The 25,219-nt window shown below is 51.2% G+C and carries 22 protein-coding genes; 8 read left to right on the top strand and 14 right to left on the bottom strand.

Annotated elements, in window-relative coordinates; genetic code table 11:
- The first annotated feature begins 380 nt into the window (after positions 1-380).
- The 3 genes from AC5JO6_RS20415 (at position 381) to AC5JO6_RS20425 (ending at position 3,750) form a co-directional block, all read left to right on the top strand.
- The gene (locus tag AC5JO6_RS20415) at positions 381-1,463 is read left to right on the top strand and encodes a glycerate kinase (RefSeq protein WP_496082878.1); all 1,083 of its coding nucleotides are present in this window, start codon (positions 381-383) and stop codon (positions 1,461-1,463) included.
- A gap of 332 nt (positions 1,464-1,795) precedes the next feature.
- Positions 1,796-1,993, top strand: a complete 198-nt coding sequence (locus AC5JO6_RS20420; protein WP_496082879.1) for a hypothetical protein — start codon at positions 1,796-1,798, stop codon at positions 1,991-1,993.
- Positions 1,994-2,055: 62 nt separating this feature from the next.
- On the top strand, positions 2,056-3,750 hold the full coding sequence (locus AC5JO6_RS20425; RefSeq protein WP_496082880.1) for a PRC-barrel domain-containing protein: 1,695 nt from the start codon (positions 2,056-2,058) through the stop codon (positions 3,748-3,750).
- 249 nt (positions 3,751-3,999) lie between these two features.
- On the opposite strand, the gene fni is transcribed toward AC5JO6_RS20425, so the two are convergent.
- The 5 genes from fni to AC5JO6_RS20450 all read right to left on the bottom strand — a co-directional run bounded on the left by fni (position 4,000) and on the right by AC5JO6_RS20450 (position 8,733).
- The gene (fni, locus tag AC5JO6_RS20430; RefSeq protein WP_496082881.1) at positions 4,000-5,022 is read right to left on the bottom strand and encodes a type 2 isopentenyl-diphosphate Delta-isomerase; all 1,023 of its coding nucleotides are present in this window, start codon (positions 5,020-5,022) and stop codon (positions 4,000-4,002) included.
- A 76-nt stretch (positions 5,023-5,098) separates the two neighbouring features.
- A complete protein-coding gene (pyrR, locus tag AC5JO6_RS20435; RefSeq protein ID WP_496082882.1) occupies positions 5,099-5,632 on the bottom strand; it encodes a bifunctional pyr operon transcriptional regulator/uracil phosphoribosyltransferase PyrR in 534 nt (177 codons plus the stop codon).
- 85 nt (positions 5,633-5,717) lie between these two features.
- Positions 5,718-7,274 (bottom strand): circadian clock protein KaiC, encoded by a 1,557-nt coding sequence (kaiC, locus tag AC5JO6_RS20440; RefSeq protein ID WP_496082883.1) that lies wholly within the window; start codon positions 7,272-7,274, stop codon positions 5,718-5,720.
- Positions 7,275-7,358: 84 nt separating this feature from the next.
- A complete protein-coding gene (gene kaiB / locus AC5JO6_RS20445) occupies positions 7,359-7,679 on the bottom strand; it encodes a circadian clock protein KaiB (protein WP_496082884.1) in 321 nt (106 codons plus the stop codon).
- A 109-nt stretch (positions 7,680-7,788) separates the two neighbouring features.
- Positions 7,789-8,733 carry a circadian clock protein KaiA gene (locus AC5JO6_RS20450; protein ID WP_496082885.1) on the bottom strand — a complete coding sequence of 315 codons (945 nt, stop codon included), beginning with the start codon at positions 8,731-8,733 and terminating at the stop codon, positions 7,789-7,791.
- A gap of 425 nt (positions 8,734-9,158) precedes the next feature.
- Between AC5JO6_RS20450 and AC5JO6_RS20455 the strand changes: the two genes are divergently transcribed.
- The gene (locus AC5JO6_RS20455) at positions 9,159-12,665 is read left to right on the top strand and encodes an ATP-binding response regulator (RefSeq protein WP_496082886.1); all 3,507 of its coding nucleotides are present in this window, start codon (positions 9,159-9,161) and stop codon (positions 12,663-12,665) included.
- Between the two features lie 104 nt (positions 12,666-12,769).
- Here the strand turns inward: AC5JO6_RS20455 and AC5JO6_RS20460 are convergent, their stop codons facing one another.
- Both AC5JO6_RS20460 and AC5JO6_RS20465 read right to left on the bottom strand, forming a co-directional pair.
- Positions 12,770-13,072 (bottom strand): hypothetical protein, encoded by a 303-nt coding sequence (locus tag AC5JO6_RS20460; RefSeq protein ID WP_496082887.1) that lies wholly within the window; start codon positions 13,070-13,072, stop codon positions 12,770-12,772.
- Positions 13,073-13,267: 195 nt separating this feature from the next.
- Positions 13,268-14,002, bottom strand: a complete 735-nt coding sequence (locus AC5JO6_RS20465) for a glutathione peroxidase (protein ID WP_496082888.1) — start codon at positions 14,000-14,002, stop codon at positions 13,268-13,270.
- Between the two features lie 239 nt (positions 14,003-14,241).
- On the opposite strand from AC5JO6_RS20465, the gene uvrB reads away from it, so the two are divergent.
- The 3 genes from uvrB to AC5JO6_RS20480 all read left to right on the top strand — a co-directional run bounded on the left by uvrB (position 14,242) and on the right by AC5JO6_RS20480 (position 17,269).
- Positions 14,242-16,293 carry an excinuclease ABC subunit UvrB gene (gene uvrB / locus AC5JO6_RS20470; protein WP_496082898.1) on the top strand — a complete coding sequence of 684 codons (2,052 nt, stop codon included), beginning with the start codon at positions 14,242-14,244 and terminating at the stop codon, positions 16,291-16,293.
- A 281-nt stretch (positions 16,294-16,574) separates the two neighbouring features.
- A complete protein-coding gene (locus AC5JO6_RS20475; protein WP_496082889.1) occupies positions 16,575-16,835 on the top strand; it encodes a hypothetical protein in 261 nt (86 codons plus the stop codon).
- A complete protein-coding gene (locus AC5JO6_RS20480) occupies positions 16,835-17,269 on the top strand; it encodes a type II toxin-antitoxin system VapC family toxin (RefSeq protein WP_496082890.1) in 435 nt (144 codons plus the stop codon). Before AC5JO6_RS20475 ends, AC5JO6_RS20480 begins: the two co-directional genes overlap by 1 nt.
- Positions 17,270-17,369: 100 nt before the next feature.
- On the opposite strand, the gene AC5JO6_RS20485 is transcribed toward AC5JO6_RS20480, so the two are convergent.
- On the bottom strand, positions 17,370-17,642 hold the full coding sequence (locus AC5JO6_RS20485; protein WP_496082891.1) for a type II toxin-antitoxin system RelE family toxin: 273 nt from the start codon (positions 17,640-17,642) through the stop codon (positions 17,370-17,372).
- Complete coding sequence (locus tag AC5JO6_RS20490; RefSeq protein ID WP_496082892.1) at positions 17,629-17,841, bottom strand: RelB antitoxin-like protein; 213 nt, start codon at positions 17,839-17,841, stop codon at positions 17,629-17,631. The genes AC5JO6_RS20485 and AC5JO6_RS20490 overlap by 14 nt, the downstream gene beginning before the upstream one ends.
- Positions 17,842-17,876: 35 nt before the next feature.
- Between AC5JO6_RS20490 and AC5JO6_RS20495 the strand changes: the two genes are divergently transcribed.
- Entirely contained in the window at positions 17,877-18,068 is a 192-nt protein-coding gene (locus tag AC5JO6_RS20495; RefSeq protein WP_496082893.1) for a hypothetical protein, read from the top strand.
- Here AC5JO6_RS20495 and AC5JO6_RS20500 read toward each other — a convergent pair.
- The 5 genes from AC5JO6_RS20500 to AC5JO6_RS20520 form a co-directional block, all read right to left on the bottom strand.
- Complete coding sequence (locus tag AC5JO6_RS20500; protein WP_496082894.1) at positions 18,052-20,796, bottom strand: WD40 domain-containing protein; 2,745 nt, start codon at positions 20,794-20,796, stop codon at positions 18,052-18,054. The genes AC5JO6_RS20495 and AC5JO6_RS20500 overlap by 17 nt on opposite strands.
- Before the next feature lie 379 nt (positions 20,797-21,175).
- Positions 21,176-22,504, bottom strand: coding sequence for an SUMF1/EgtB/PvdO family nonheme iron enzyme (locus AC5JO6_RS20505; protein ID WP_496082899.1), 1,329 nt, complete (start codon positions 22,502-22,504; stop codon positions 21,176-21,178).
- 85 nt (positions 22,505-22,589) lie between these two features.
- Complete coding sequence (egtC, locus tag AC5JO6_RS20510; RefSeq protein WP_496082895.1) at positions 22,590-23,378, bottom strand: ergothioneine biosynthesis protein EgtC; 789 nt, start codon at positions 23,376-23,378, stop codon at positions 22,590-22,592.
- A 167-nt stretch (positions 23,379-23,545) separates the two neighbouring features.
- Positions 23,546-24,496 (bottom strand): NAD-dependent epimerase/dehydratase family protein, encoded by a 951-nt coding sequence (locus tag AC5JO6_RS20515; protein WP_496082896.1) that lies wholly within the window; start codon positions 24,494-24,496, stop codon positions 23,546-23,548.
- A 120-nt stretch (positions 24,497-24,616) separates the two neighbouring features.
- Entirely contained in the window at positions 24,617-24,916 is a 300-nt protein-coding gene (locus AC5JO6_RS20520) for a hypothetical protein (RefSeq protein WP_496082897.1), read from the bottom strand.
- Between the last annotated feature and the right edge of the window lie 303 nt (positions 24,917-25,219).

A 25,219-nucleotide genomic window follows, 5' to 3' on the forward strand; every position in this document is an offset into this window, starting at 1 on the left:
TCCTGATTTTGCTACCTTTCCTCCCCTTCACAATGGACAAAGTCGAGCTTAGAGGCTGTTTGAAAAGCGTCTGGCGGTTAAAACCGCGACTACGTAAACAAAGTCCGCCGACACGGACTACCGAAACGCGAGGGCTTTATAACCTGCGACGGCAGGTTTTGTCCGTGTAGCCGCGACTTCAGTCGCCAAGGCTACAAGTATACGGACTTTTAAAACGTCCTCTTAGTTATATAGCGATCCTATTTGCTTTGTGAAAGTTGCGCTGGGTTCGCTTTCAGCCCTCAGTTTTCAGCACTTAGCACTCACGTCCAAACTGACCGCTGACCGCTGATTGCTGAAACCACTACATACTTTTCATCAATGATTTAGGACGGCTATGGATGGCTTCTAATCATGGATTGACCACATGGGTGGCGCGCTTGGCAAGTGGCGCATCACTGTCAGCAGACGCGTGGCAGCAGCTAGAAGACCAGGCGTTGCGGGATACCCCACGGGCGATCGCGTTTGACATCACAGCAGAAACTGTGAAGGCGGAACTAGAGGCGCGATCGCGCTTGCTGCAAGCCGTTTATCCACAAATTGAACAGTTTTGCCAACCATATCCACAGCTTTCTAGCAATTTGTTTGAGACCCTATGGAATTTATGGCTGCCGCTATCAATCTGGTTAGCAGACCAACGTCGGGCACACGATCGCCCGTGGATTCAAGGCATTTTGGGCGGGCAGGGAACGGGTAAAACAACCTTGGGAGCGATCTTGACGCTAGTGCTTGAGGCATTAGGCTACAAAACCCTCAGTCTTTCCTTGGATGACCTTTACAAGACCTACAGCGATCGCCAGCGCTTGCGTGAAGCAGACCCTCGTCTGATCTGGCGTGGTCCACCCGGAAGCCATGACGTTGACTTAGGCATCCAAACGCTAGACGCACTGTGTCAGACCGGATCGAAGCAGCCGATCGCCATCCCTCGCTTTGACAAATCACTGCACAATGGCGCAGGCGATCGCGTTGAGCCAGAACTGGTTGCTAATGTGGATCTTGTACTGTTTGAAGGCTGGTTTGTCGGCGTTCGTCCGGTCGATCCAGCCGTTTTTGATGCGCCGATCGCGCCCATTATTACCGAAGTCGATCGCACCTTTGCCCGCGACATGAATGCCAAACTAGACAATTACCTGCCCCTTTGGGAACGGTTAGACAGCCTGATTGTGCTACAGCCAGTCGATTACCGTCTCAGCCAGCAGTGGCGCAAACAGGCAGAACAGCAGATGCGGGCAGCGGGCAAACCGGGTATGAGCGATGCCGAAACCGATGCCTTCGTCGAGTACTTTTGGAAAGCGCTGCACCCTGAGTTATTCATCAAACCGTTGATGGCACAGCCAGGTAAAGCAGATTTTGTGATCGAGATTCAGGCAGATCACTCAGTTGGCGCAGTATATCGAGGGGGCGATCGTCAGTGTCAAGGTTAAAGAAATTCATGCTTGGGGGAGCGGTTAGCGGTCAGCGGTCAGCGTTTAATCCTCACTCATAGCTGAGAGCTGAGAGCTGAAAGCTGAAAGCTGAGAGCTGAGAGCTGAAAGCTAGTCCTCAATTTCTCTCGAGCTTTACGCTTCAAGTTAGCAACCACACTTCAATGCCTCTACTCTCCACGTAATAAGTATTCTCTGTCTGAATGCAGAGCTAATAGTAGCAAAAGATACTTCGATTGATAGTGGGAAGTCAAATTTTAGTTCTCTAATCTTAAGCAATGGCTTGGCTAAAGAAACATGCTGAGCAAACATTTAAACGTAGGAAGGAATTAATGCCACGACTTGTTGGAAAGCAGTCTCATACTGGCGAAAACATTGCCGCTTTGCTGATATTGGCAGCGATCGCAGGTATCACACTGGAGTACATCGGCGCAGTCAATGCTGTACCTGGTTTTGGTCGTGACGAGCGCTACAGTCCGCTGCAAAGCCGGGTTGTTGAAGAACACGCGATCGCTCACAGCAATCGTTAATTTGGCTTGACACAAACCAATCGTTGAAAACAGTTTAACAGGAGTCATGAGGGATAAAAGCAATGCGTAAGGGTAGTGATGTCATCGGCAAAGTGGTCGTTACCTACGACACGGGTTTAAAGATTGAACGCATTTACGACCTGATTTTTGACCAAGAAAGCAATCAAATTTTGGGGTTTGTAGTGCAAGAAAAGGGCATCTTTCGTGATGCGAAAGTGATTCCTTTAGAAGAAGTGTTGGCGATCGGTGCTGATGCCATTGTGGTCAACTCCAAGGAGTCGGTTTCGAGAGCGCACAAACATCCCGAAATTAAAGCCATCTTGCGTCATGACAATGTGTTGAAAGGCACCAAGATTCTCACAACTGATGGGCTGGATCTCGGCACCTTGGTCGATCTGTTTTTTGATAACCGCTCTGGCGCTGTTGCGGGCTATGAGTCGTCTGGTGGGTTGTTCTCCGATGTGTACTCTGGTCGATCGTTTGTACCAGCCCCGAAAACACTGAAGATTGGACGCGACGTTGCGTTTGTGCCAACCGAAACGGCTGCGTTGATGCGAGAGCAAGTCGGCGGACTGAAAGGCGGTGTGCAAGCGGCTGGTGGAAGGCTGCAAGAGTCGGCTGAGACAGCAAACCGTAGACTGCAAGAAACAGCAGACGCTGCTAACCGTACGCTACAGGCATCGGCTGAAGTAGCTAGTACGAAGCTTCAAGAGGCTGGACAGGCTGCCAGTACAGCGCTGCAAACGGCTGGCGAAACTGCAACTAGCGGTTTGCAAACTGCCAACAGTACGTTTCAAGACTTCGATCGCAGTACCACCTCTACATTCACTAATAAGCTGGTCGATCCGGCTGAACAGCGGCTATTTGTGGTTGGTCGCCGTACAGAGTGCGATCTTTTCACGCCAGACAACACGATCCTGGTGCTGCAAGGGCAAGAAGTGACCCTTGATTTGGTTGAACGAGCCGAACAGCTAGGGATGCTGGACGCACTTTACGTCGCTACAGGTGGCAGTGTGACTGATCCCCTCAGTCGCAATATGCAGCAAGCAGCAGCAGACGTGCAGCAAACAGCAGCAATGGTCAGCGATCGCATCCAGGGCGCAACTCAGAGCACCGCTGAAGCGCTTCGTCGCTCAGTAGATGGACTGGCAGCACGCGCCTCCATCGACCAGGCAAACGGTCGGCGCGTCTTACGTATAGTACAAACAGCAGAGGGCTTCATCATTGCTGCACCCGGACAGATCGTGACTAGCTCTGTCATCAGTGATGCTCAAGCGTATGGTAAAGAAACTGACTTGTTGAACGCGGTGGGCTTAGCACCAGCCGAAGCCGCTCGCTCTAGTGCCGATGAAGCCTGGTTAGAGGGTCGATCGCAGCTACGCGATCGCACTGCCCTGGCACAAGAAAACTTGAGCAGTTTCTGGCAAACTCTCCAGGAGAAGGTGAAGGAATTGCAAGGGCGGAGTGCCCGTGCCATCAAGCAGCAGCGCATTGAGCAAGCATTGGGTCGCCCTGTCACACGTGTCATTCTCGACCCGCAGGATCATGTCATCCTGAATGTGGGCGAACTGATTACCCATCGTGCTGTACGTCAGGCAGATGATGGCGGTGTGCTCAACGTGCTTTTGGGTTCGGTGTACACCAAGGAGCCAGAGATCAACGATCGTGAACTGCGTGCGACTGAACACGGTAGAGCCGCTCTAGAGTCGCATGAGCAGCCACAGCGGCAGCAAGAGCCAGTACATGCCATCAGTTAACAGCTTGTAGATTAACTCTGAACACTTGTTGCCTAAAAGCCCTGGTGAGAGTTATGGCGGCTCTCGTTTGAGTGCGGTACAAGTTCTTAAGGCAGAAGGCGGAAGGCAGGAGGCAGAAGGCAGAAGGCAGGAGGAAAACTGTGATCCTCTTTGCTTCTGTCCTCTAACTCTGTGCGGTTGTACTTCATTTGCTTGGGAACCGCTACAAAAAACTCCTCGTCAAGGGTTTTGGTTGCAGACTGGATGGCATCAAATTTTTTGCAAGACTCCGGGCGATCGCAGGTCTCCAAGCCGCTTACAGCCCGTACAGAACATGGCTGTGGTTAGTTCAGCCAGCAGAATATCGACCAACTCATACAAAGCCTCCTCTGATTCGTACGCCGCCTGTAGAAAGGGCAGCGCTATACCTGCGAGATCAGCGCCTAGCGCGATCGCCTTGGCTGCTTCCAGTCCATCGCGTAAACCACCAGAGGCGATGAGAGGAATGTGAGGGGCGATCGCTCTTACCTCTGTAACGCACATGGCAGTGGGTAAGCCCCAATCGGCAAAAGTCTTGCCCAGCCGACGCTGACGGGGATCGGTCGCGCGTTCACTTTCGACCAGTGCCCAGGAAGTGCCACCTGCACCTGCTACGTCGATCGCTGCCACTCCTGCCTCAATGAGTTTGGTTGCCATTGCTGCTGAAATACCGTTACCAACCTCCTTAGCAATCACTGGCACAGAAACCGTTTCGCAAAGATCAGCAATTTTTTCGAGCAAGCCCCGAAAATTGGTGTCGCCGCTGGTTTGCACACATTCTTGAAGTGGATTGAGATGCAGAATGAGCGCGTCAGCCTCCAGCGTCTCTACGACTCGACGACACTCATCCAGCCCGTAGCGATAGTTGAGCTGCACAGCGCCCAGATTGGCAAACAGCGCAATATCAGGCGCGATCGATCGTACTGCAAACGTGCTTGCGATCGTGGGATCTTCAACCGCCACGCGCTGAGAGCCAACCCCCATCGCCAGACCATACTGCTGAGCCACTGCTGCCAGCCTTTGATTGATCGTTTTAGCCAACTCTGTACCGCCCGTCATCGACGAAATCAACAGCGGTGCCTGAAGCGATTTACCCAAAAACAGACTACTCAAGCTGATGTCGGCACGATCGATCTCCGGTAAACAGCAATGAGTAAACCGATAGCGCTCTAGCCCATTGCTCACCTGGCGGCACTGCACGTCTTCATCCAGGCAAATGCGGAGGTGGTCGGCTTTACGAATCTGGGTGTCCATGATGTGAGGGGGTAGGGTGTGGGGTATAGGGTGTGGGGTACAGAATGTATGTTCCCTACCCCCTACACCCTACCCCCTACACCCTGATTAGCTCCACCCCATCGCGCCCATCCACATCCTGGAGATAAACCTTGACCTGTTCTTCTTTGGCGGTCGGAAGCTGTTTGCCGATAAAGTCGGGGTGAATGGGCACTTCTCGATGCCCGCGATCAACCAGCACGACTAACCGAATCACTTCCGGTCTACCATAGTCGTTCACCGCATTGAGGGCAGCGCGAATCGTGCGTCCCTTGAAAATAACATCATCCACCAGCACCACGGTTTTGCCAGAGAGATCGAAGGGGATCTCCGTTTTTGCAGGCGTGCGGATGCCGATCGTATCCAGATCGTCGCGGTAAAAGGTAATGTCGATCGCCCCAACAGGCACCGAAACTTGCTCTAGCATCTCAATCTGACGTGCCAGCATGTCTGCCAGGTTGACCCCTCGTGTATAGATGCCCAGCAGCACAAGTTGAGAGAGGTTCGATCGCTCAATGACCTGCGATGCCAGACGGGTCACCGTGCGACGGACTTCTTCGGCTGAGAGAATTTCGACCACTTCCGTAGGCATAGAGATTGGAGCGCTAAATTGCCGTTTCTAGTTTAGATTGCAGATTCATGCGTTGACGATCGCACTCGTTCTCAAACTCCGCTCTTCAATCTTCATCCTTCGGCTGCACCGCTTTAACAATCCGCGATAGTTCGCTCTTTTCATCGACAGCAATGCGAGTGGGTGAGCCACTAATAATGCGCTCAAAGTTGCGGAACGAGTCTTTAATTTGGGGACCACGTTCGCTGATGGTATATTCACGAATGCCCTTATCATGCCAGGAACCACGCATCTTAAATACGTTAATTGCCCGCGCCATTTCACCGCGAATCTCAACGTATTGCAGCATCAAAATAGTGTCAGTGATTGTAGAAATATGGGAGTCAGTAATCGAATGAGACCCCATGAATTGGTCAGAGGTGTTAGTAAAAAAGCCCGTAATTTCTTCTTGTTTAGCAAACCCAGTCACACCGATCACAAACTGACGAAAGGCATTGTTGCTGACACCACGCGCCAGAGCAGAGAGGGAGTCGATCGCAATCCGAGACGGCTTAAACTCAGCAATCTCGGTTTTGATAATTTGCAGATGGTCTTCTAAACCTGCTGATTCTGGGTAGGCGCAAATAATTCTCAGTACTCCTTTTTGCTCCAGTTCTTCAAAGTCAATGCCCCAAGAGTAGGCGTTGCGAGATAACTGGGCACGAGACTCTTCGTAGGCAAATAAAATGGCACGATCGCCCCGTTGACAGGCATCTTGCAAAAACTTGCTGACCATCATGGTTTTGCCCGTACCTGTAGCCCCCGTTGCCAAAATAATCGAGTCTTTGAAGAAGCCGCCGCCGCACATTTCATCAAGCGTTTTGACCCCAGACGAGACTCGTACATTGGACGATCGCTGCGTTAAACGCATTGCACCCAACGGGAAGATATTGATGCCATGATTCGTAATTGTAAAAGGATATTCACCTTTCATGTGGGTTGTACCGCGCAGTTTGAGGATCTCGATCGTCCGACGACGACGTTCCCCTTCCAGCACATTACGGATAATCACCACATTGTCTGAGACAAATTCTTCTACGCCAAATCGCGCTACGGCACCATATTCTTCTACGCGCTCAGTGGTCATTAAGGTTGTAGCACCGACTTGTTTTAAGCGAGCCACAAGGCGAAAAATCTCGCGCCGTACCACACCCGCCGAATCATACTGCTGGAAGACAGCCGTGACTGAATCGATCGACACTCGTCGCGCTTTATATTTGCGGATCGCGTATTGAATCCGCTCAATCAACGCTGACAGATCAAAATTGCCAGCTACATCTTGACCTTCAGGATCAGGCGATGCGTCTAGAATAAAAAGCTTGCCTTCGTCGATAAATTTCTGTAGATCCCAACCGAAGCTGAACGCATTTTTAATGATATCAGCAGGGGATTCTTCAAACGTGACAAAAATACCCGCTTCATCGAAATCAACAATACTGTGATACAAAAACTGAATGGCTAATAAGGTCTTACCTGTGCCCGATGTCCCGCTAATCAGTGTCGTACGACCTGTGGGTAAACCACCGTGGCTAATGTCGTCAAACCCCTCAATCATGGTGCGTATTTTTTGCACACCTGGAATATTGTATTCGCCATTCGGTGCATTTTGGTTCAGTTGGTTCATGAGAGCTTGCTAAAGAGAATGTCTAAAACTAATCAACGATTTCGCTATATCTAGCATAAAAACTGTATATTAACTGCCTGTTGCTTACTCTGGCAATTCAACCGCCTCATCCCGCAGTTCTTCATACAAAAGATCGAGACCAATGAGCACTTTTTCGCGATCGGACAAATCACCAATGATTTTGCGAACAGGGGGCGGCAGAATTTTAGATAGCGTTGGTGTCGCTAGAATTTTATCCTCTTCAGCAAGTTGAGGATTTTTCAAGACATCAATGACTTTCAGTGCATAAACACCCTGAAAATCTTTCTCAAGGATTTCGTTCAACACTTTTAGCGCCCGAATTGAGCTTGGCGTATTCCCAGCCACGTAGAGCTTGAGGATGTAGGTTTGTTTAAGGGAACTCATAAAAGAGATTCTCTAAAGATAAAAATTGGGTCGCTGGCTCGATCATCTCGGTGCGCGCTCTTCATCACAAAAGCGACTCTACACGTTACCTTTCACTTACCACTCAGACTTATGCTTCTCTCGGTACAGACCGCCGATACATTTCGCACAAATGCGCGATCGTGTCAATCAGCGTCAGACGATAATCAAGCAGAATGTCATCGCTGCGCCCTTCCAATTTTAGCTGTTTCGCAAACTCATCCATCAAGTCCATGTGGATTTCTACGACTTGCGATGTGGCTATATCGGCAAAAAAGGCAGAGTTGACAAACTCATCAATGCGCTGATTGAGAGCGCTGTCTTCCCCAAAGTAGCTTAGAACAATCTCGCGGTACTCATGACGGAGTTGCTCCAGCATTTCTTGCCGCTGTACTGCTGTCATGTAGCGAAAGAAATGGCGTGGATTCCGTTTGTAGTAAACACTGAGGTAGCCCAGACGCTCTTTAAGTTTGTCGGATAGCCGTCGCTGTTGCAGCATGAGAAAATTCTGAGCGGTTACGTCAGTCGCTAAATCGACTGTGGAGAGCGTGTTGCTCAGGCGACAGGTCGGTGAAAGGTGAAGGAATTGATCGATCGCCCGCTCAATATAGTCACCGATGGCGTTGAATTGCTCGGTCGTAATCCAAACTTCAGCGGTGTGATAAGCAAACGCAAGCCCCAGATGAGCGACGGCTTGGGTCGTGCTTGTCTCCTCCGGAGCAGTCTGACCGCTCTCAGCAGCTTGTTTTGCCGCCGCGCCAGATTCTCCTACGACCACTGCTGGAAGGAGCGTTGCCTGACCGTGGAGCCGATGGGTAATCTGTAGTAAGTCCGGGGTGCCGTGCAGAATCAGGCAATCAAGACGCTGCTTTTCTTGCTCAACAAAGCTGAAAAACCCACTGCTCGATGTGATCAGATTCACAAGATGACGATCGTGATCAAGCCGCTGTGAAAGTGCCTGAGTCAGCGTTTCAGACTCAAGGAAAATACCGATCGAGAGCTTAGAACGTTGAGGGGTAAGCGGAGGTTGGTGCAAAACGGTCTAAAACCTGACATTTTGAGCAGACGGTGCTTATTGATTAGTTGACTTAAAGCTTTTCACCACGAGACCACAAAAAGCTTTAATTTTCATTAAGATTTTAGCACTCAATTAACTATAGTTACAAACAAGCGCACGCTGACCCTACCATTCCTGTAGGGAGTCATAATGAAGCATAAGCTGTGATCGTTGCACCAATTTTTGCCTTAAGCCTACATTTGATCACAGTGCTGCTTTTGCACTCAACGCTCGCCGTACTATTCAGCTAGCAGATGTGCAAGCCCTTTCACTAAACCGTTACGCCTGCGGCAATTGCTCTGTTGCAGCGTTGCCTGCTTTGTATCACCGTTCTTACAGACAAGCGTTACATGGTTTTAAGTATTCCTTGTCTCCAAGCCTTTGTTGAGTCTGTACCATGTTGTTTGGCAACCGCACGTCTGACGGAAGCGTTAGCAATTTTGGGGCAGTCAGATTTGGGGCAGTCAGACTTGGGGCAGTCAGACAATGCACCAACTAACGAAGCGCGTGACCGATTGGTGTTGGTTGATGAGTATCACCACGCGATCGGTTGGGTCAGTGCGCGGCATTTGCTGCATCATTTAGTCGCTTCTGGATTGTTAAGCCACCTGCCTACAGCATTGGGCGATCGCCGAGAGCTTGCCGCCGATCTGCCGCTGCTAGAGATTACGCCCTCGATTGTAGAACCACTGCTGGTATTGGCGGCGGATCTGGCGATCGATGCGTTCTTACCGCACTTGCAGCAGCAGCCCCATGCTTGCTATGCATTGGCAAACGCTGAGGGCAGCTTTTTGGGCTTGCTGGATAGCGCACGGCTATTACAGTTTTTGACCACGCACTCCACGCTGTTGAGTGCCGTCAAGGTTGACGCAGAGCCAGCGATCGGCGCTTTGCCCGAACGATCATCGTTACCCTTAAGTCCGCTGTTACGTGAGTTGATTGAGCATCTACCTCTGCCAGTGATGCTGCAAACCCGTGATGGGCAGATGCTGGCGCAAAACTCCATCTGGCGCACCCAGATTAGTGAGCTGCTCGATCCTGGTTGGCTCCGACAGGAAGTTGCCACACTTCTAGAAATGCCGTTGGTTGAACCGTCTGTTGTGCTGCCGCCGTCAGAACAAGCGATGTGGTCATCCCTGGAGCCACCATCCACTGGTATAGCTCAGCCTGAAGTCTGGACGGCACGATCGCTGCCATCCCTCACAGCGCTAGAAGCATTCACTGGAGCGAGCAAACCAGAAAGACCCCCAGAAAAACCCTATCTGAGTGACGACGGCTTGAGTGCTGCCAATGCTGAGGCAGCATCGCTTTCCTTGGGCGCAAGTTCGTGCCAGTTGGGGTCAAAACCCGGCACCTGTATCTGCGTCTGTCCGCTTAAAGGTGGGCAGGAACAAGTTTTACAATTCGTGCGTATTCCGCTGGGTACACTTTCCTCTCAATCTGCTTTAGCGTTGGGCGATCGAGCGCAGACGTTAGCCACCGCCGTTGAAACAGAATTTAGCCGCGACCTGGATTCCCCTTCCCAACTATTCCGACTGGCTGCCCTGCTGTCTACGATCCATGACGGTTCATCTACCGGGCAGACACAGAACAGTCATCACCGCAATGCTATCGATCGGAGCCTTGAGATTGCCTCTGCCTCCCTAGTCCCAGCGGCTGAAGAACTCTGGCTGATCTTGGCACAGGATGTGACTGAGCAGCAGCAACTTGCCAGGGAACTCACCGCTAAGAATGCCGACCTGATTCAGCTCAATCGCCTTAAAGATGAATTTCTCGCTTGCATTAGTCACGAACTGCGAACACCTCTGACAGCCGTACTAGGGCTGTCTAGCTTGCTCAAAGACCAAACCCTGGGTACGCTAAACCCGCGCCAGGTTCACTACGCTCAGCTGATCCACCAGAGTGGTCGTCACCTGATGGCGGTTGTGAACGATATTCTCGATCTGACTCGTATGGAAACCGGGCAGCTAGAGCTGGTTCTAGAGCCAGTCGATCTAGCGACAGTGTGTCAGCGTGCGTTTGAGCAAGCACAGCAACTTCAGCTTCAAGAAAGTACTCAGGCGGAACCAGTGGCTGCTCAACCAGCGTTTGCGCTCGCGCTAGAACCTGGGCTAGGGCTACTAATGGCGGATGAACAGCGGCTCCGCCAAATGCTCGTCCATTTGCTCTCTAATGCGCTCAAGTTCACCGAATCGCACGACCCGATCGGGCTAAAAGTGGGTCGCTGGGGCGGCTGGATTGCTCTCACTGTTTGGGATACAGGTATTGGCATCCCGGCTGAAAAACAGCATTTGATTTTTCAGAAATTTCAGCAGCTAGAAAATCCCCTGACGCGTCGTTTTGAAGGCACAGGCTTAGGGTTAGTACTCACACAACGCTTGGCGCGACTGCACGGTGGTGATGTTACGTTTATTTCTAAAGAAGGGGAAGGCAGTCAATTTACGATTTTACTGCCGCCCAACCCACCGCGAACCCACGCGCCTCCTGATGCGGTTGCCAATCCCTCCATGCTTGAAGATGCGTTGGAGAGCAGCGTCTCTGAACGATCGCTGGACGCTCAAGGCACAATGCCTCATTCGCCAGAGAGATTGCCGTCGTTACCGACTGGCAGCGGCGCATTGAGTGTGTCTGCCTCGCAGCGCAGTCAGTTGATTCTGATTGTGGAAGCCGTTCCGCAGTTAATTGAAACGCTTTCTGATGAGCTGATGGGGTTGGGCTATCGGGTTGTGATTGCTCGCTCAGGCACCGAAGCCTTAGAAAAAGCGCGTCGCTTGCAACCATGCATTATTTTTCTCAATCCGGTGCTGCCATTACTATCGGGTTGGGATGTCCTGACCCTACTTAAATCGAGCGCAGAAACCCAGCAGATCCCAGTTGTGGTCATGGCAACAAAGGTTGACGAAGAGCAAGCACGCCAACGGCAGGCAGACAGCTTGCTCAGCTTGCCAATCCAGCCGAGAGTGCTTCAAAAACGCCTTCAGCAGCTAGTAATTGACCGCCAAGACGCAAAACTGAATCCGCCCCTTACGGCTGTTCTGACGGTTTTACGGCTCAGCCCTGGTACCTGGTCAAGCCCCCATCAACCCCTAGCCGCAGACTTAAGTGGGCTGTTGTATTCGTGTCAATATCGCATCTTAGAGGCAGATGACCTGGAACAGGCAGAGCTACTGGCACGTGTATGGAAGCCGAATGTCGTCTTGTTGGACGGCACATTAGCCGATGGAGCCTCGTACTTTCAGCAGTATTGCCAGCACATCTTTCTCGCTTCGTTACCGCTGGTCACGATCGATCAAGCGACTTCTCAGGCAGCAAACCAGGCACAGGGATTATTGGTCTTTCCCTGTCTATCGACACCGAAGGCACCGTCTTCGATCGCGCTAAACGTTTCCACCTCTGCACTGTTACAGGTGATCCAGATTGCGGCTGGGTATGCTTGGCGACCCTTGGTGCTGGCGCTAGATGCACTTACGCTTCCCATGACGCTGGAAACGCCAACTCGTCATGATGCACCAGAGCGTGGCTTAGATAGCTTTCCTAAAGAAATGGAGTGGCTGCGGGCGCTCACACAATACCTGCATGCGGCAGATTTGCGTGGCTCAATTGGGCGCTCCTGGCAAGAGGTGCTTCAGCAGTTGGAGTCTCGTAGCGTCGATGTGTTGCTCATTTGTTGGACAGATGCGATCGCCCAGGCATTCACCATACCCATGCTCCTGGCGCTTCAGCAATTACCCAAACGCCCCCCGATTCTGGTGTTAGACCACCGTAGCGATCACAAAACAGGTGCTTTGGACGCGATCGCGCCTCTGCCAGAAGCACTCAGGCAAATTGCGACCCAAGTGCTGCCTGCATCGTTACCCATGCCAGAGCTACTGCACCAAATTCATCAGGCGATCAAAGCAGTCAAACGGTGAGAAATAGCTGCTCTACCTGGGTTCAACCGTTAGCAACTAGTGTCGATCGGCTGCCAATCACTGATGGCATACCTTAACGGCAACCCTGACCCACAAAGATACGTCTATTTACTGTTAGCTTCAGATTTTCCGACGATAAATCCAGCAACGTAATCAGTATTGTCGAGTGCCTGAGCCTCAGTAATCTGATTTTCAGACGTGTTACCAGCGGCATCAGTCGTAGTGGAGGGATGAGGGTAAGCAAACTTCTCACAGGATGGACCAGCCGCGGCACATGCCCGACCAGCCGCACGACCTTGCTCATAAGCAGTGCTCCGAACGTCGTCGTCAGCCCTCGCTTGGGGAGCAAGCACAGTCAGCAAAGCAAGCATAGCTGAGGTAGCGATCGCACAGTACAGAGGTTTCATAGCTCGACTTCATCGGGATTGATTACTTACTTCTCAGAGTAATAGTGATATCCCGGAGCGTTCTGTAAAACCTTCGTAAAGTCCCGTGAAGCCTCGGTGATCATACTGAAGTGCGGTCGAGCGCACGGTGTCGCAATCATTCATTGCCGTTTCGGCAACGTTACAGAACATCTTCTCAGCGCTCGACCGGAACACTTATGCTGCCTGGAAGTAAGCCTCCAGCGCTTCAGAACCGCCAATTAGCCTGCCATCAATAAAAACCTGGGGGACGGTGGTGGCGCTTGCTACAGCCAGCAGCGATCGGGTTGTAAAATCTTTACCCAAGACCAGTTCCTCATAGTCCAGGTTATGCTCTTTTAACATCGCTTTAGCCTTGGCACAGAACGGACAGCCGACTTTTGTAAAGATAGAGACACATTTGGGCTTCGCGGCTTCCGGGTTGATGTAGCGGAGCATGGTGTCAGCATCCGACACTTTGAACGGATCGCCGGGTTCTTCTGGCTCAATGAACATTTTGTCAATCACGCCATCCTTCACCAGCATGGAATAGCGCCACGATCGCTTACCAAAGCCCAAATCTGTCTTGTCCACCAACAGTCCCATACCATCGGTAAACTCACCATTGCCATCGGGGATCAGCTTGATATAGTCAGCTTCCTGGTCTTTTGCCCACTCGTTCATCACAAACGTGTCATTCACCGAAAGGCAAATAATGTCATCGACACCATTGTCCTTAAAGGCTCTTGCCAGCGCGTTATAGCCTGGTAGATGCGTCGAAGAACAGGTTGGCGTAAACGCACCCGGTAGTGAAAACACGATAACTGTCTTGCCAGCAAACAGGTCGTCGGTCGTTACATCAACCCATTCGTTGTTTTGACGTGTCCGAAACGTGACGTTGGGAACTTTTTGTCCTTCATGGTTAGGCAGCATAAATTTAGCTCTCTCAAAATGTGGTTGTCCGACAACACGCAAAGGCAGCAGTCTTACACAAACATTACACCCGCCATTGGGTTACGGTTGCTGTGCAGAAGACTGGATAAGCCGTACTCGTTATGAGTATGGTACACCATGCCTGTGGCTGGATGGATGACCATCCGGCAATCTGCCTCAAAATTCGTCATTATGGAGAAGAATCTGCCCCTTCTCTTCAGTTGACGGTAGTGAACCCTATGGCACAGTTTCAGATTCAAGCCCCTTTTGAGCCGACTGGCGACCAGCCCAAAGCGATTAAAGGTCTGATCGCCAGCATCCAGGCAGGCAACCATTACCAGACGCTACGCGGTGCGACGGGTACCGGGAAGACGCACACCATGGCGCGTGTGATTGAACAACTCGGTAGACCGACACTGGTGCTCGCGCATAACAAAACGCTGGCGGCGCAGCTTTGCAACGAGTTGCGTGAGTTCTTTCCCGATAACGCGGTTGAGTACTTCATTAGCTATTACGACTACTATCAACCCGAAGCATATATTCCCGTTACGGATACCTACATCGAAAAAACGGCTTCGATTAACGAAGAGATCGATATGCTGCGCCATTCGGCAACGCGATCGCTCTTTGAGCGGCGCGATGTCATCGTCGTTGCATCGATTAGCTGCATCTATGGCTTGGGGATTCCCTCGGAATATTTGAAAGCGTCGATCCCTCTGCGCGTAGGCGAAGAAATGAACCCTCGTCAAATCATTCGTGATTTAGTCTCTGTACAATATGCACGCAATGACCTGGATCTTGGTAGAGGCAAATTTCGGGTCAAAGGGGACGTACTGGAGATCGGTCCTGCTTACGAAGATCGCATCATTCGGGTAGAGTTTTTTGGCGACGAAATCGACGCGATTCGCTATGTTGATCCGGTGACAGGTGCCACGATGCAAAGCATGGATGGCGTGAACATCTATCCCGCTCGTCACTTTGTCACCCCAGAAGAGAGATTACAGGTTGCGTGTGAGGCGATCGAGCAGGAACTGAAAGCCCGTCTGGTAGACCTGGAGAAAGACGGCAAACTCCTGGAAGCACAGCGATTAGAGCAACGTACCCGCTACGATCTAGAACTGCTGCGTGAAGTCGGCTTTTGCAACGGTGTGGAAAACTACTCGCGCCATCTTGCTGGACGCAACGCGGGTTCACCCTCTGAATGCCTGCTCGACTATTTCCCGAAAGATTGGCTGCTGGTCATCGACGAATCGCACGTTTCCATTCCCCAACTGCGCGGCATGTACAACGGCGATCAGGCGCGCAAGAAAGTGCTGATTGAGCACGGCTTTCGGTTGCCCAGCGCGGCAGATAACCGTCCCCTTAAGGCGGAAGAATTCTGGAGCAAAGTGAACCAGTGCGTCTTTGTCTCCGCTACTCCAGGCGAATGGGAGTTAGACCAATCAGACGGCAAGTTTGAGAGCGAAACGGAAGCGGGTAAAAAGGGCTACATTCAGGGCACGGGGCATGTTGTGGAACAGATCATTCGCCCTACAGGTGTGCTTGACCCTGAAATTTTCGTGCGCCCCACAACGGGACAGGTGGACGATCTCCTGCACGAAATTCAAGAGCGCATTCCTTTACAGGAACGTGTTCTCGTCACAACGTTAACTAAGCGGATGGCAGAAGACTTGACCGAGTACTTCCAGGAACGCGGTGTGAAGGTTCGCTACTTGCATTCGGAGATCAACTCGATCGAGCGCATCGAAATTCTCCAAGACCTCCGCAACGGTGAGTTTGATGTCCTCATTGGTGTGAACCTGTTACGGGAAGGCTTAGATTTGCCTGAAGTTTCACTCGTCGCCATTTTAGATGCTGATAAGGAAGGGTTTTTGCGGGCAGAGCGATCGCTCATCCAGACGATCGGACGCGCTGCCCGACACGTCAAAGGACAGGCAATTCTCTACGGCGATAACCTGACCGACAGCATGGCAAAAGCCATCAGCGAAACCGAACGTCGCCGCGCCATTCAGAGCGAATACAACGAGAAACACGGCATCACCCCTGTCTCGATTATTAAACGTACCAGCAACTCAATTCTGACCTTTCTGGATGTATCCCGCCGCCTGAACGCTCAGGAGCTAGAGCAAGTCTACGAACATTCACAAGATCTGCCCCTCGAAAATATTCCCGCACTCATCACCCAACTCGAAGCGCAGATGAAAGAAGCCGCGAAAAAAATGGAGTTTGAAGAAGCCGCGAAATATCGAGACAGAATCAAACATCTGCGCGACAAACTTATTGGTCGGTAGTGCTCCATGCAAGGCGATCGCCCCCACTTCTCACCGTGAAACCGTTTGCCAAGACCCGCAGAAACGTCGATCGCCCTCTTAACCGCGATCGCCTTTTCACTTTTTGCTGGTGATGGCGCGTCTTCGATCGGCTAACTCAGCAACGTTGGCAAGTTTGGAAAAGAGGCATCCGAATCGCCGTCGTAATCTTACGAAGAGGCGATTGGCGCTACCATAACTGGCTTCGTATACGGGTGATGAGACCAGTAATCCTGAACCGAGTGGTAAACTGCAAGTAGTCTATGCCGAAAGATGAACCTGGAAATAGTATGCAAACAGAGTCAACATCCAAATCTGATGGCTGGGAAGTCGCTGGAAGAAAAGCGACTCAAATGCGCGACCAGCTAGAGAGACAGGCAGACTCCAGCCGCAACGAATTTTCACAAGCACATGTGGTTCAGCGCTTGTCTACAGCAGTCAAAGGCTTTAGCAATCTTCGGCAGAAAATGTTGCTGGGTAAGCTAACGATCGAAGCACTGCGCGAAGAAGGGCGACGTTTTTAATGCGCCTGGTACTGGATTGCTCTGTTGCCATAAGTTGGTGTTTTGGCGATGAAAGTAATACCTATGCGGATGCTGTTTTGCTTCTACTTTCAGACGATGTAGAAGCTATTGTTCCAGGTATTCTTTGGCTAGAAATCGTTAACGTGTTGCTGGTAGCTGAGCGGAGACAGCGGGTCACGCAAATACAGGCAGCCAAGGCATTGATGCTCCTACGATCGCTGCCTATTTTTGTTGATGTGAATACCGATCAAGCATCAATTGATGCAACAATTGCGATCGCTCGTGAAGGAAGTTTAGCCGCGTATGATGCCGCTTATCTGGCACTGGCGATGCGTGAGGGACTACCGCTGGCGACAATCGATCGTCGTCTGGGTGCAGCAGCACAGCAGCGAGGGATGTTGCTTGAAGACCCAATGATAGAAGACACGGTTTGACGCGATCGCCCTTACCTGCCTAGCCGTGAAACCGTTTGCCGAGATCTGCAAGGAAGTTGATCGTCAAAGATGGTGCTATGGACTAGACTATCTCTGATCATTAAGGGAAGAGTCTGTAAATTTCTCTGCGATGAGCAATTCTTTCACAAAGTAGCGTTCGGGTTTCTTTGGTAACGGTAATGCCAATGCGGTAGTCACCCACCCGAATTTTATACTTGCCAGCGTAGCCCTTCATCTTCTGTAAGTAGCCCAACTCAAAAGGATTGTCTGACTCCAATGCTTTAAAGACAATCGGTTCCACACGAGCTTGGATCTCAGCAGGCATCGCAGCAAGGTCTTTCAAGAATCGTTTCGTATACTCAACTGTCCACATGCTGCTCTTTCAGCGATCGATAGTATGCCAACGCATCAACCTTAGAAAGGTGCTCACTGTCCTCTGTGGCTTCCATCAATTTGACTAAGCCAAAGTCTTCAAGAATTTCTTCAATTTGCTCAAAATCTGCGATCGCAATCTGCACCGCGATCGGGTGTTGATTTTCATCTAAAACATAGTGCTTACGGATTTCAAGCATCCTCGTTCCTCTCTAAGAGCGATCGCTCTTTTATTTTGCCATCCATCGTTGGTTTGCGCTTTCTATCGGGGAGTTACAGTATTCAATCAATTGTTGAGTGGTGGCGATCACCCTTACCCCACCTGATTGCGCTCTCCTGCCTAGCCGTAAAACCGTTTGCCAAGATCTGTAAAAACGGCGATCGCCCTTACCCTAACCGCGATCGCCTTTTCACGTTTTGCTGGTGATGCCGTCGCAAATGTGTCGATCGTTCTCTTTCACATCAGGATTGTAGGTCAAATAGCCACGCACCCAGTTGCAGCCCCGTGCAACGAGTTGATCAAAGTTCAGAGTTTCAGCATTCCAGAGTTTGACGGTTTTGTCAGCACTGGAAGAGGCGATCGTTTTTCCATCGGGGCTGAAACTAGCATTTAAGACATAAGAACTATGCCCTTGAAGCGTTTTGAGTTCCTGTCCCTCCAGGTTCCATAGTTTCACTGTGCTGTCAAAACTAGCGGTAACAATCGTCTTACCGTCCGGGCTGAAACTGGCGCTACTAAGGTAACTAGCATGACCTCTAAGGGTCTTCAGTTCCTGTCCTTCAAGATTCCATAGCTTTGCAGTTTTGTCGCCGCTGACAGTAGCAATGGTTTGCCCATCGGGGCTAAAACTGACGCTCTCAACAGCATCACTGTGACCTTCAAGCGTTTTAAGTTCCTGCCCCTGCGAGTTCCAGAGTTTCACCGTTTTGTCTTCGCTGGCAGTAGCAATCGTCTTGCCATCGGGGCTGAAACTGGTGCTATAGACTTCTTTGCTATGCCCTTTAAGCGTTTTAAGTTGCTGTCCCTGCAAGTTCCAGAGTTTCACCGTTTTGTCTTCGCTGGCAGTAGCAATCATCTTGCCATCAGGGCTGAAACTGACACTGTTAACCCAATCACTATGCCCTTTAAGCGTTTTGAGTGCCTGTCCTTGCAGGTTCCATAGCTTCACCGTTTTGTCTTCGCTAGCAGTAGCAATGGTCTTACCATCGGGGCTAAAACTGACGCTACTGAGTTGATCACTGTGACCTTTAAATGTTTTGAGTGCCTGCCCCTCAAGATTCCACAGTTTCACGGTCTTATCGTCGCTGGCAGTAGCAATGGTTTTGCCACCCGGGCTAAAACTCACACCAGGAACCCAATCGCTGTGCCCTTTAAAGGTTTTAAGCTCCTGCCCCTCAAGATTCCATAGCTTTACGGTCTGATCGTCGCTGGCAGTGGCAATGGTTTTGCCATCCGGGCTGAAACTGACGCTGGCAATCAAGTCTTCATGTCCTTTGAGCGTTTTGAGTTCCTGCCCCTCAAGGTTCCACAGCTTTAGGGCATCATAACCAGCGGAGGCAATCGTCTTGCCATTGGGGTTAAAACTAGCGCTAAAAATGTAATCCCTGTGTCCTTTGAAGGTTCTAAGCTCCTGACCTGCGAGATTCCACAACTTCATCGTGGTGTCAATACTAGTCGTAGCAATTGACTTCCCATCGGGGCTAAAACTGACGCTAGTAACCATATCACTATGCCCCTTGAGGATTGTGAGTGCCTGTCCTTCAAGGTTCCATAGCTTCACCGTCCTGTCATCACTGGCAGTCGCAATGGTTTTGCCATCGGGGCTGAAAGTGACGCTGTTGACCCAATCACTATGCCCTTTGAAGGTCTTAAGTGCCTGTCCTTGCAGGTTCCATAATTTCACCGTTTTGTCCCCGCTGGCAGTGGCAATGGTTTTACCATCCGGGCTGAAACTGACGCTATCAACAGCATCACTATGCCCTTTAAGAGTTCTGAGTTCTCGCCCCTCAAGGCTCCACAGTTTCACCGTTTTGTCAGCACTGGCAGTGGCAATGGTCTTACCATCCGGGCTGAAACTAACACTTCTGACACCATCACTATGTCCTTTGAGGGTTTTAAGTGCCTGTCCTTGCAGGTTCCACAGTTTCACCGTTTTGTCAGCACTGGCAGTGGCAATGGTCTTACCATCCGGGCTGAAACTAACACTTCTGACACCATCACTATGCCCGTGTAGCTGGTTTCGTTCGTTCACCCCATACACTGCCTGCTGTAGTGCGATCGCCAACTGATTCCGTGTATCACTACTTGCCCAAGTCGCAGCTTTGAGGCGATCGGCAGCTTTTAACGCCACAATCAAAGCATCAAGTGTTCGATCGGAGTTAAACAACGCATCTGAAGAAGTGCTGAGGGCATTGATTTCATTGATTTTTGCTTCTCGGTACTGGCTGAAGGCAAAGAGTCCCAGTCCGGTGGCAACGGCTAACCCACCTACAGCAGCGACCAGCGCGATCGTCGTTGCTCGACGGATTTTCTTCTCGCGCTGAAGTTCCGTTGCTTGCCAATCGCTTTCTACTTTGCGGCTTTCGTTGATGTAGGCTCGTTGCAGTTCGGTCGATCGCGGTTCTTTTTCGGCGTTTTGTGTCAGCCATTGAATGACCGCCTCCAGTTCACTGCCCCGCAGCAGCAAATCGGGGTTGCGGGTTTTGCTGTCCCATTCGATCGCCTTTACCAGCATATGTGTGTGCTGTCGGACGTGCTCTAAGTCAGTGTCGATCGCCTGTAGCAGCCGTTGAAAGGCGTTGTCAAAATCATCGCTTGCGCGGAAAAACAGCCAGTTGTGCCGTTTGAGTGCCTCGTGAGTCTGCGTCGTGTCAAAGTCCTCGCGTCTGACGACAGGCACCAACCGCTTGTGATGCTTAACAGCGTGGTCAAGCTCCTGATTGCAGACTTTTGACGCAACCGAATCGGGACTGATGACAAAGATGAACGTATCGGCTGCCTCAATGCCCCGTTCAATTTCCTGCCACCAGTCGGCAGTGAGGGGAATGCCTTCCCAGTCAACCCAGGTATCCCGATCGTGTGCCTTCAAAGCCTCGTGGAGCGTCTGCACAAACTCCTGATCCTTGCGCGAGTAGGAAATGAAAACGTCCGTCATGTCGCTTTGCACGAGGTGATCATTACTACCTCAAAATACTCGAATCTATTCTCTTAGCAGGAAAACAGCAGATTTCTTCAAAATTGGCTCTTTAGGTACTTGAACACAGCATTTGGGTTTCTCAACACGACTTTTAGGTACTCGAACACAACCTTTGGGTTCCCAAACACAGGTTTTGGGTACTCAAATGCGACTTTCAAGTACTCCAACACGGCGTTCGGGTTCCTCAACACGATGTTTGGGTACTTGAATACAATGTTTGGGTACTCAAATACAACTTTCAAGTACTTCAACACAACATTTGGGTTCCTACTTGCTGATTTGGCAAGGCAAAACCTCGGAGGTCTGTCGTCGCAGCGGTTTACAGAAACCCAGTTCCTTAACGCGGCATATCTGCCGCACAGCGAAAGCCAGCGAGAATTTCGCGAACGTGAGGGTGATACCAGTTGCGGAAGGCACAGCGCATGGATGACGTTTGCGTTGCCCAACTGCCGCCCTTCAGCACACGATGCTGACCGTCGAAATAGGCTTCAGAATAGCCGCGATACGGATATGCCTCAAAGCCTGCGTAGCGATCGAACCAGGTCGCTGTCCATTCCCACACGTTGCCCAGCAGATCATAGCAGCCAGAGGGACTGACACCAGTAGGATAGGCATCCACAGGCGTTGTTTGACCCACAGCATGATTGCCATTGCAGTCGTTAGCATTGGGTTCTAATGCACCCCAGGGATAGGTTTGGCGTTGGCGGGCGATCGGGTGCCAGCTTGCCGCTTTTTCCCATTCTGCCTCAGTCGGTAGCCGTTTCCCCACAAAACGAGCGTAGGCATCGGCTTCGTACCAGCTCACCCCACAAACGGGATGATAGGCGCGATCGGGTGCATCAGACCAATACAGCGGTTCCGTTACCAGAGCCGCTTGAAGCCACTCCCAACCTGCGGCTGACCACCAGCGCAGATCTTGATAGCCACCTGCTGCCATAAACACGGCGTACTCTTCACAGGTGACAGGGGTGCGATCGAGCCAGTACGTATCCAGATAGACCCGATGCACCGGACGTTCGTTATCCAGCGCCTCGATCGAATCGTTGCCACACTCAAAGGAGCCTGCGGGAATGCAGAGCATAGGGGATGGGGGAGTGGGGAGTGGGGAGTGGGGAGTGGGGAGAAGAGGTTTTGAGTTTTGAGTTTTGAGTTCTCCTGCCTTTTGCCTCCCTTGACTCCCGCCTCCCTCGCCTCCTGCCTTCTGCCTCCTGCCTTCTGCCTCCTGCCTTCTGCCTCCTGTCTCCTGCCCTCTGCTCTCTGCCTCCTGCCTTCTAATCAACTCCAACACCAGCGCGATCGTCTCTCCATGCTGACTTTCGTGCTGTAATAACCAGCGCCAGAGACGTTCTTGCTCGTCCAGCGGTGCCGTTTCCAGATACACAAAAACGGCTGCACGAACCGTGGAAAGATACGCTTGTACTTCAGCAAGGTCAGGTAGATAAACGCGCTCTGCTTTCGGCAAGCTATCGGCTGCAAACAGACGGCGATAGTCTGGAAACTGCGGCGATCGTCCAGCAAAATGTTCCAGGAGCCAGAGAGATTCTGTGTACGCAATGTGACCGAGGTGCCAGCCGATCGGGCTAAAGTCTGAGTGCGCTTGCTGGCAGAATGCTTCGTAATCGACCGTTTGGAACAGCGCTAATGTCGCAGTACGACACGCTTCCATTTGCTGCCTCATTTGATTGCGTCGGGCTTGCAATGAGCCTGAGGGGTGCGATCGCTCATGTGTGCGATCGGCGTGGGCTAGAACATCAGATTGAATGGCTTTGGATATCGAGGTCATGAGTCACCGTAAGGAGGCTGTGTTCAGGGCAGGCAATCCAGTTGCCAGCAAACAACGGCTCAGAGGCAATCAGCACGGCTTGCGGAAACAGTGGATCGTCGCGTAACCAGTAGAGTGAGGGTGTCTGAGAACGATTGGCACATCGAGATGCCACCAGTTGTTGCCCATCACTAATAATCAGGTTGGCAGAAAACCCGGTTTGCTGCTGCTGTCCCAGGTGGGATAACGTGGTGAGCGTTTCATGCACCGCATCGGCTAATGCGATCGCAGGATTTGCGTCCAGCGTGTTAGTTAGCAATGCGAAGATGTGCTCTGAGTCGGTACTGCCGCCAATCGACTGATAGTTGGCATCGCTTAAGCGATCGCGGATCGGTCGATACAGCGTTTGCCGGAAGTTTTCGATATAGCCATTATGAACACCTAAGATGAGACCATGCTGAAAAGGCTGGCAGTTGCTGAGATCAAGTGCCTGACCAGGGGTTGCACTGCGGACATTGGCAAGCACACAACCCGATTCAATATACCGACTGAGGCTCGGCAGATTGACATCGCTCCAAATCGGCAGCGTGTTTTTGTAGGTAAAGGGGTCTACATCGTGCTGTGGATGATACCAGCCCATGCCAAACCCATCGGCATTGATCAGCCCAGCCGTCATTTCACGGGGTTTGTAGCTTTGTACAAGCAGCGAATGCTCGGGCTTAAGCAACAGGCGATCGACCTGAACTGGTAAGCCAAGATAACCCATTAAGCGACACATTTAAAGACGTATTCTCCAACCAAGCGTTGTAAGGATTGTAACTGTGAATCAAGCAGCGTCGCAGTTACGTTGCACTTTTCTTGAATGCCGGAACGGCTATAGGCACCCTACAAAAGGACAGGTGATTTGATCCACGATCCTTAGCTGAATGCTGAACCATTTTAGCTTCAGGTGTAGAGAGCTTTAATCCACGCCCACTCTTTCGCTAACCCTTCTGGAAGCGTTACCTGTGGCTCATAGCCCAGGAGATGACGCGCCTTCGAGACATCGGCGGCTGTATGACGGGCATCACCTGCGGCGTGCTGCATCATTTCCCGGCGGAATGGTTCACCAACGATTTGCTCGATCGTCTCAAGTATCTCAGTCAACATCACGCGACTGCCGCCACCAATGTTAAAAACTTCACCGATCGCCTCTGGAGTGGCTGCGGCTGACAGATTTGCGGCTACGGCATCGCTTACAAAGGTAAAATCTCGTGTTTGCTGCCCGTCACCATAGACGGCGATCGGCTGGTTCTCCAAGACTGCTTTAAAGAACTTGTGAAACGCCATGTCGGGTCGCTGTCGAGGACCGTACACCGTGAAGTAACGCAAAACTGTGACAGGTACGCCAAAGTTGCGGTGGTAGAGCAAACACAACCGTTCGGCGGCAAGCTTAGTAATGCCGTAAGGCGAAACGGGCTGAGGGCAAATCGCTTCATGCGTTGGCAGCGTCTCTGCATCACCATACACCGAGGATGAGGAGGCAAAGACCAGACGCTTGAGCTGTTTTGCCTCTTTTGCCGCTTCTAGCAATGTCTGAGTCGCGTTAACATTACGTTCGGTATAAGTGCGAAACCCACTGCCCCAACTGGCACGGACTCCCGCCTGTGCCGCCTGGTGATAGACCACATCCACTTCAGGCAGAATAGTAGACCAATCCACCTGCTGTATCTCTGCTTTCACAAGCTGAAAAGCGGGATGGTTTGCTAGGTGAGCAATGTTTTTGTGTTTGAGGAGTGGGTTGTAGTAGTCGTTAAAATGGTCGATCCCAATCACACGATCGCCCCGCTTCAGCAAGGCATCTGCCAAATTAGAACCGATGAAACCTGCGACACCCGTAACCACACTGATTGTCATGCCGTCTCAATTAATTCGCACAATGGAATCTTATTACTCTACTAGAGCAGTGGGCTTTCAGTTCATCTAGTCTCTTTTGCCAGCCAGCCAGCTTGACTCAGTAGCATGTCCAAGGTCGGATTAGGATTCTGCTTCCAGCTTAACCGCAGTCTGTTGCCGATCGGGATCATCGTTAACCTGATTGCAGTGACGACACTCACTCGGAGCCGTGCAATTAGGGCAGCCGCGAAAGAAGCGTTCTATATCTTCAATGTCAAGTGCAGCCATACCATCGGAAGACTTGTAGCATTTAATTTCAAACGCATCGACTTTCAGTGAACCTTTGTGTGTGGCGTAACATTCTCCACACTGAGGGCTGAAGTCTAATGTGAGCGATTGCCAGCGAACGGCTTCGAGTAACTTTTTTGAGAGTTTTGTCATCGACGATCGACCTTAGTGACTCTGTTATGGAAGTAACACGTGCATGGTCAGTATGCCCTCAATGCCAAACATATCGGCATAGTCTTTCGGAACCGTATCCTAGAGGGATTAGTCTGCTGCCAACAGAGAATCATTTGAGATTGCGTAGACTCATCTTAGCGGTCAAAGCTAAAACAGGGTTTTTATACGAAAACAAAAACTAGATTACACGACTTCAATCGGTTCCCGCGCTCAGTCAATACAGTTTTCCTCCTGCCTCCTGCCTCCTGCCTCCTGCCTCCTGCCTCCTGCCTCCTGCCTCCT

Source organism: Tildeniella sp. (genome assembly GCF_059505325.1).

What these genes read in the sequence shown, in the direction of transcription:
- AC5JO6_RS20415 (WP_496082878.1), top strand. Translation starts at nt 381, where the DNA reads ATGGCTTCTAATCATGGATTGACCACATGGGTGGCGCGCTTGGCAAGT.
- AC5JO6_RS20420 (WP_496082879.1), top strand. Translation starts at nt 1,796, where the DNA reads ATGCCACGACTTGTTGGAAAGCAGTCTCATACTGGCGAAAACATTGCC.
- AC5JO6_RS20425 (WP_496082880.1), top strand. Translation starts at nt 2,056, where the DNA reads ATGCGTAAGGGTAGTGATGTCATCGGCAAAGTGGTCGTTACCTACGAC.
- fni (WP_496082881.1), bottom strand. Translation starts at nt 5,022, where the DNA reads ATGGACACCCAGATTCGTAAAGCCGACCACCTCCGCATTTGCCTGGAT.
- pyrR (WP_496082882.1), bottom strand. Translation starts at nt 5,632, where the DNA reads ATGCCTACGGAAGTGGTCGAAATTCTCTCAGCCGAAGAAGTCCGTCGC.
- kaiC (WP_496082883.1), bottom strand. Translation starts at nt 7,274, where the DNA reads ATGAACCAACTGAACCAAAATGCACCGAATGGCGAATACAATATTCCA.
- kaiB (WP_496082884.1), bottom strand. Translation starts at nt 7,679, where the DNA reads ATGAGTTCCCTTAAACAAACCTACATCCTCAAGCTCTACGTGGCTGGG.
- AC5JO6_RS20460 (WP_496082887.1), bottom strand. Translation starts at nt 13,072, where the DNA reads ATGAAACCTCTGTACTGTGCGATCGCTACCTCAGCTATGCTTGCTTTG.
- AC5JO6_RS20465 (WP_496082888.1), bottom strand. Translation starts at nt 14,002, where the DNA reads ATGCTGCCTAACCATGAAGGACAAAAAGTTCCCAACGTCACGTTTCGG.
- uvrB (WP_496082898.1), top strand. Translation starts at nt 14,242, where the DNA reads ATGGCACAGTTTCAGATTCAAGCCCCTTTTGAGCCGACTGGCGACCAG.
- AC5JO6_RS20475 (WP_496082889.1), top strand. Translation starts at nt 16,575, where the DNA reads ATGCCGAAAGATGAACCTGGAAATAGTATGCAAACAGAGTCAACATCC.
- AC5JO6_RS20480 (WP_496082890.1), top strand. Translation starts at nt 16,835, where the DNA reads ATGCGCCTGGTACTGGATTGCTCTGTTGCCATAAGTTGGTGTTTTGGC.
- AC5JO6_RS20485 (WP_496082891.1), bottom strand. Translation starts at nt 17,642, where the DNA reads ATGTGGACAGTTGAGTATACGAAACGATTCTTGAAAGACCTTGCTGCG.
- AC5JO6_RS20490 (WP_496082892.1), bottom strand. Translation starts at nt 17,841, where the DNA reads ATGCTTGAAATCCGTAAGCACTATGTTTTAGATGAAAATCAACACCCG.
- AC5JO6_RS20500 (WP_496082894.1), bottom strand. Translation starts at nt 20,796, where the DNA reads ATGACGGACGTTTTCATTTCCTACTCGCGCAAGGATCAGGAGTTTGTG.
- AC5JO6_RS20505 (WP_496082899.1), bottom strand. Translation starts at nt 22,504, where the DNA reads ATGGAAGCGTGTCGTACTGCGACATTAGCGCTGTTCCAAACGGTCGAT.
- egtC (WP_496082895.1), bottom strand. Translation starts at nt 23,378, where the DNA reads ATGTGTCGCTTAATGGGTTATCTTGGCTTACCAGTTCAGGTCGATCGC.
- AC5JO6_RS20515 (WP_496082896.1), bottom strand. Translation starts at nt 24,496, where the DNA reads ATGACAATCAGTGTGGTTACGGGTGTCGCAGGTTTCATCGGTTCTAAT.
- AC5JO6_RS20520 (WP_496082897.1), bottom strand. Translation starts at nt 24,916, where the DNA reads ATGACAAAACTCTCAAAAAAGTTACTCGAAGCCGTTCGCTGGCAATCG.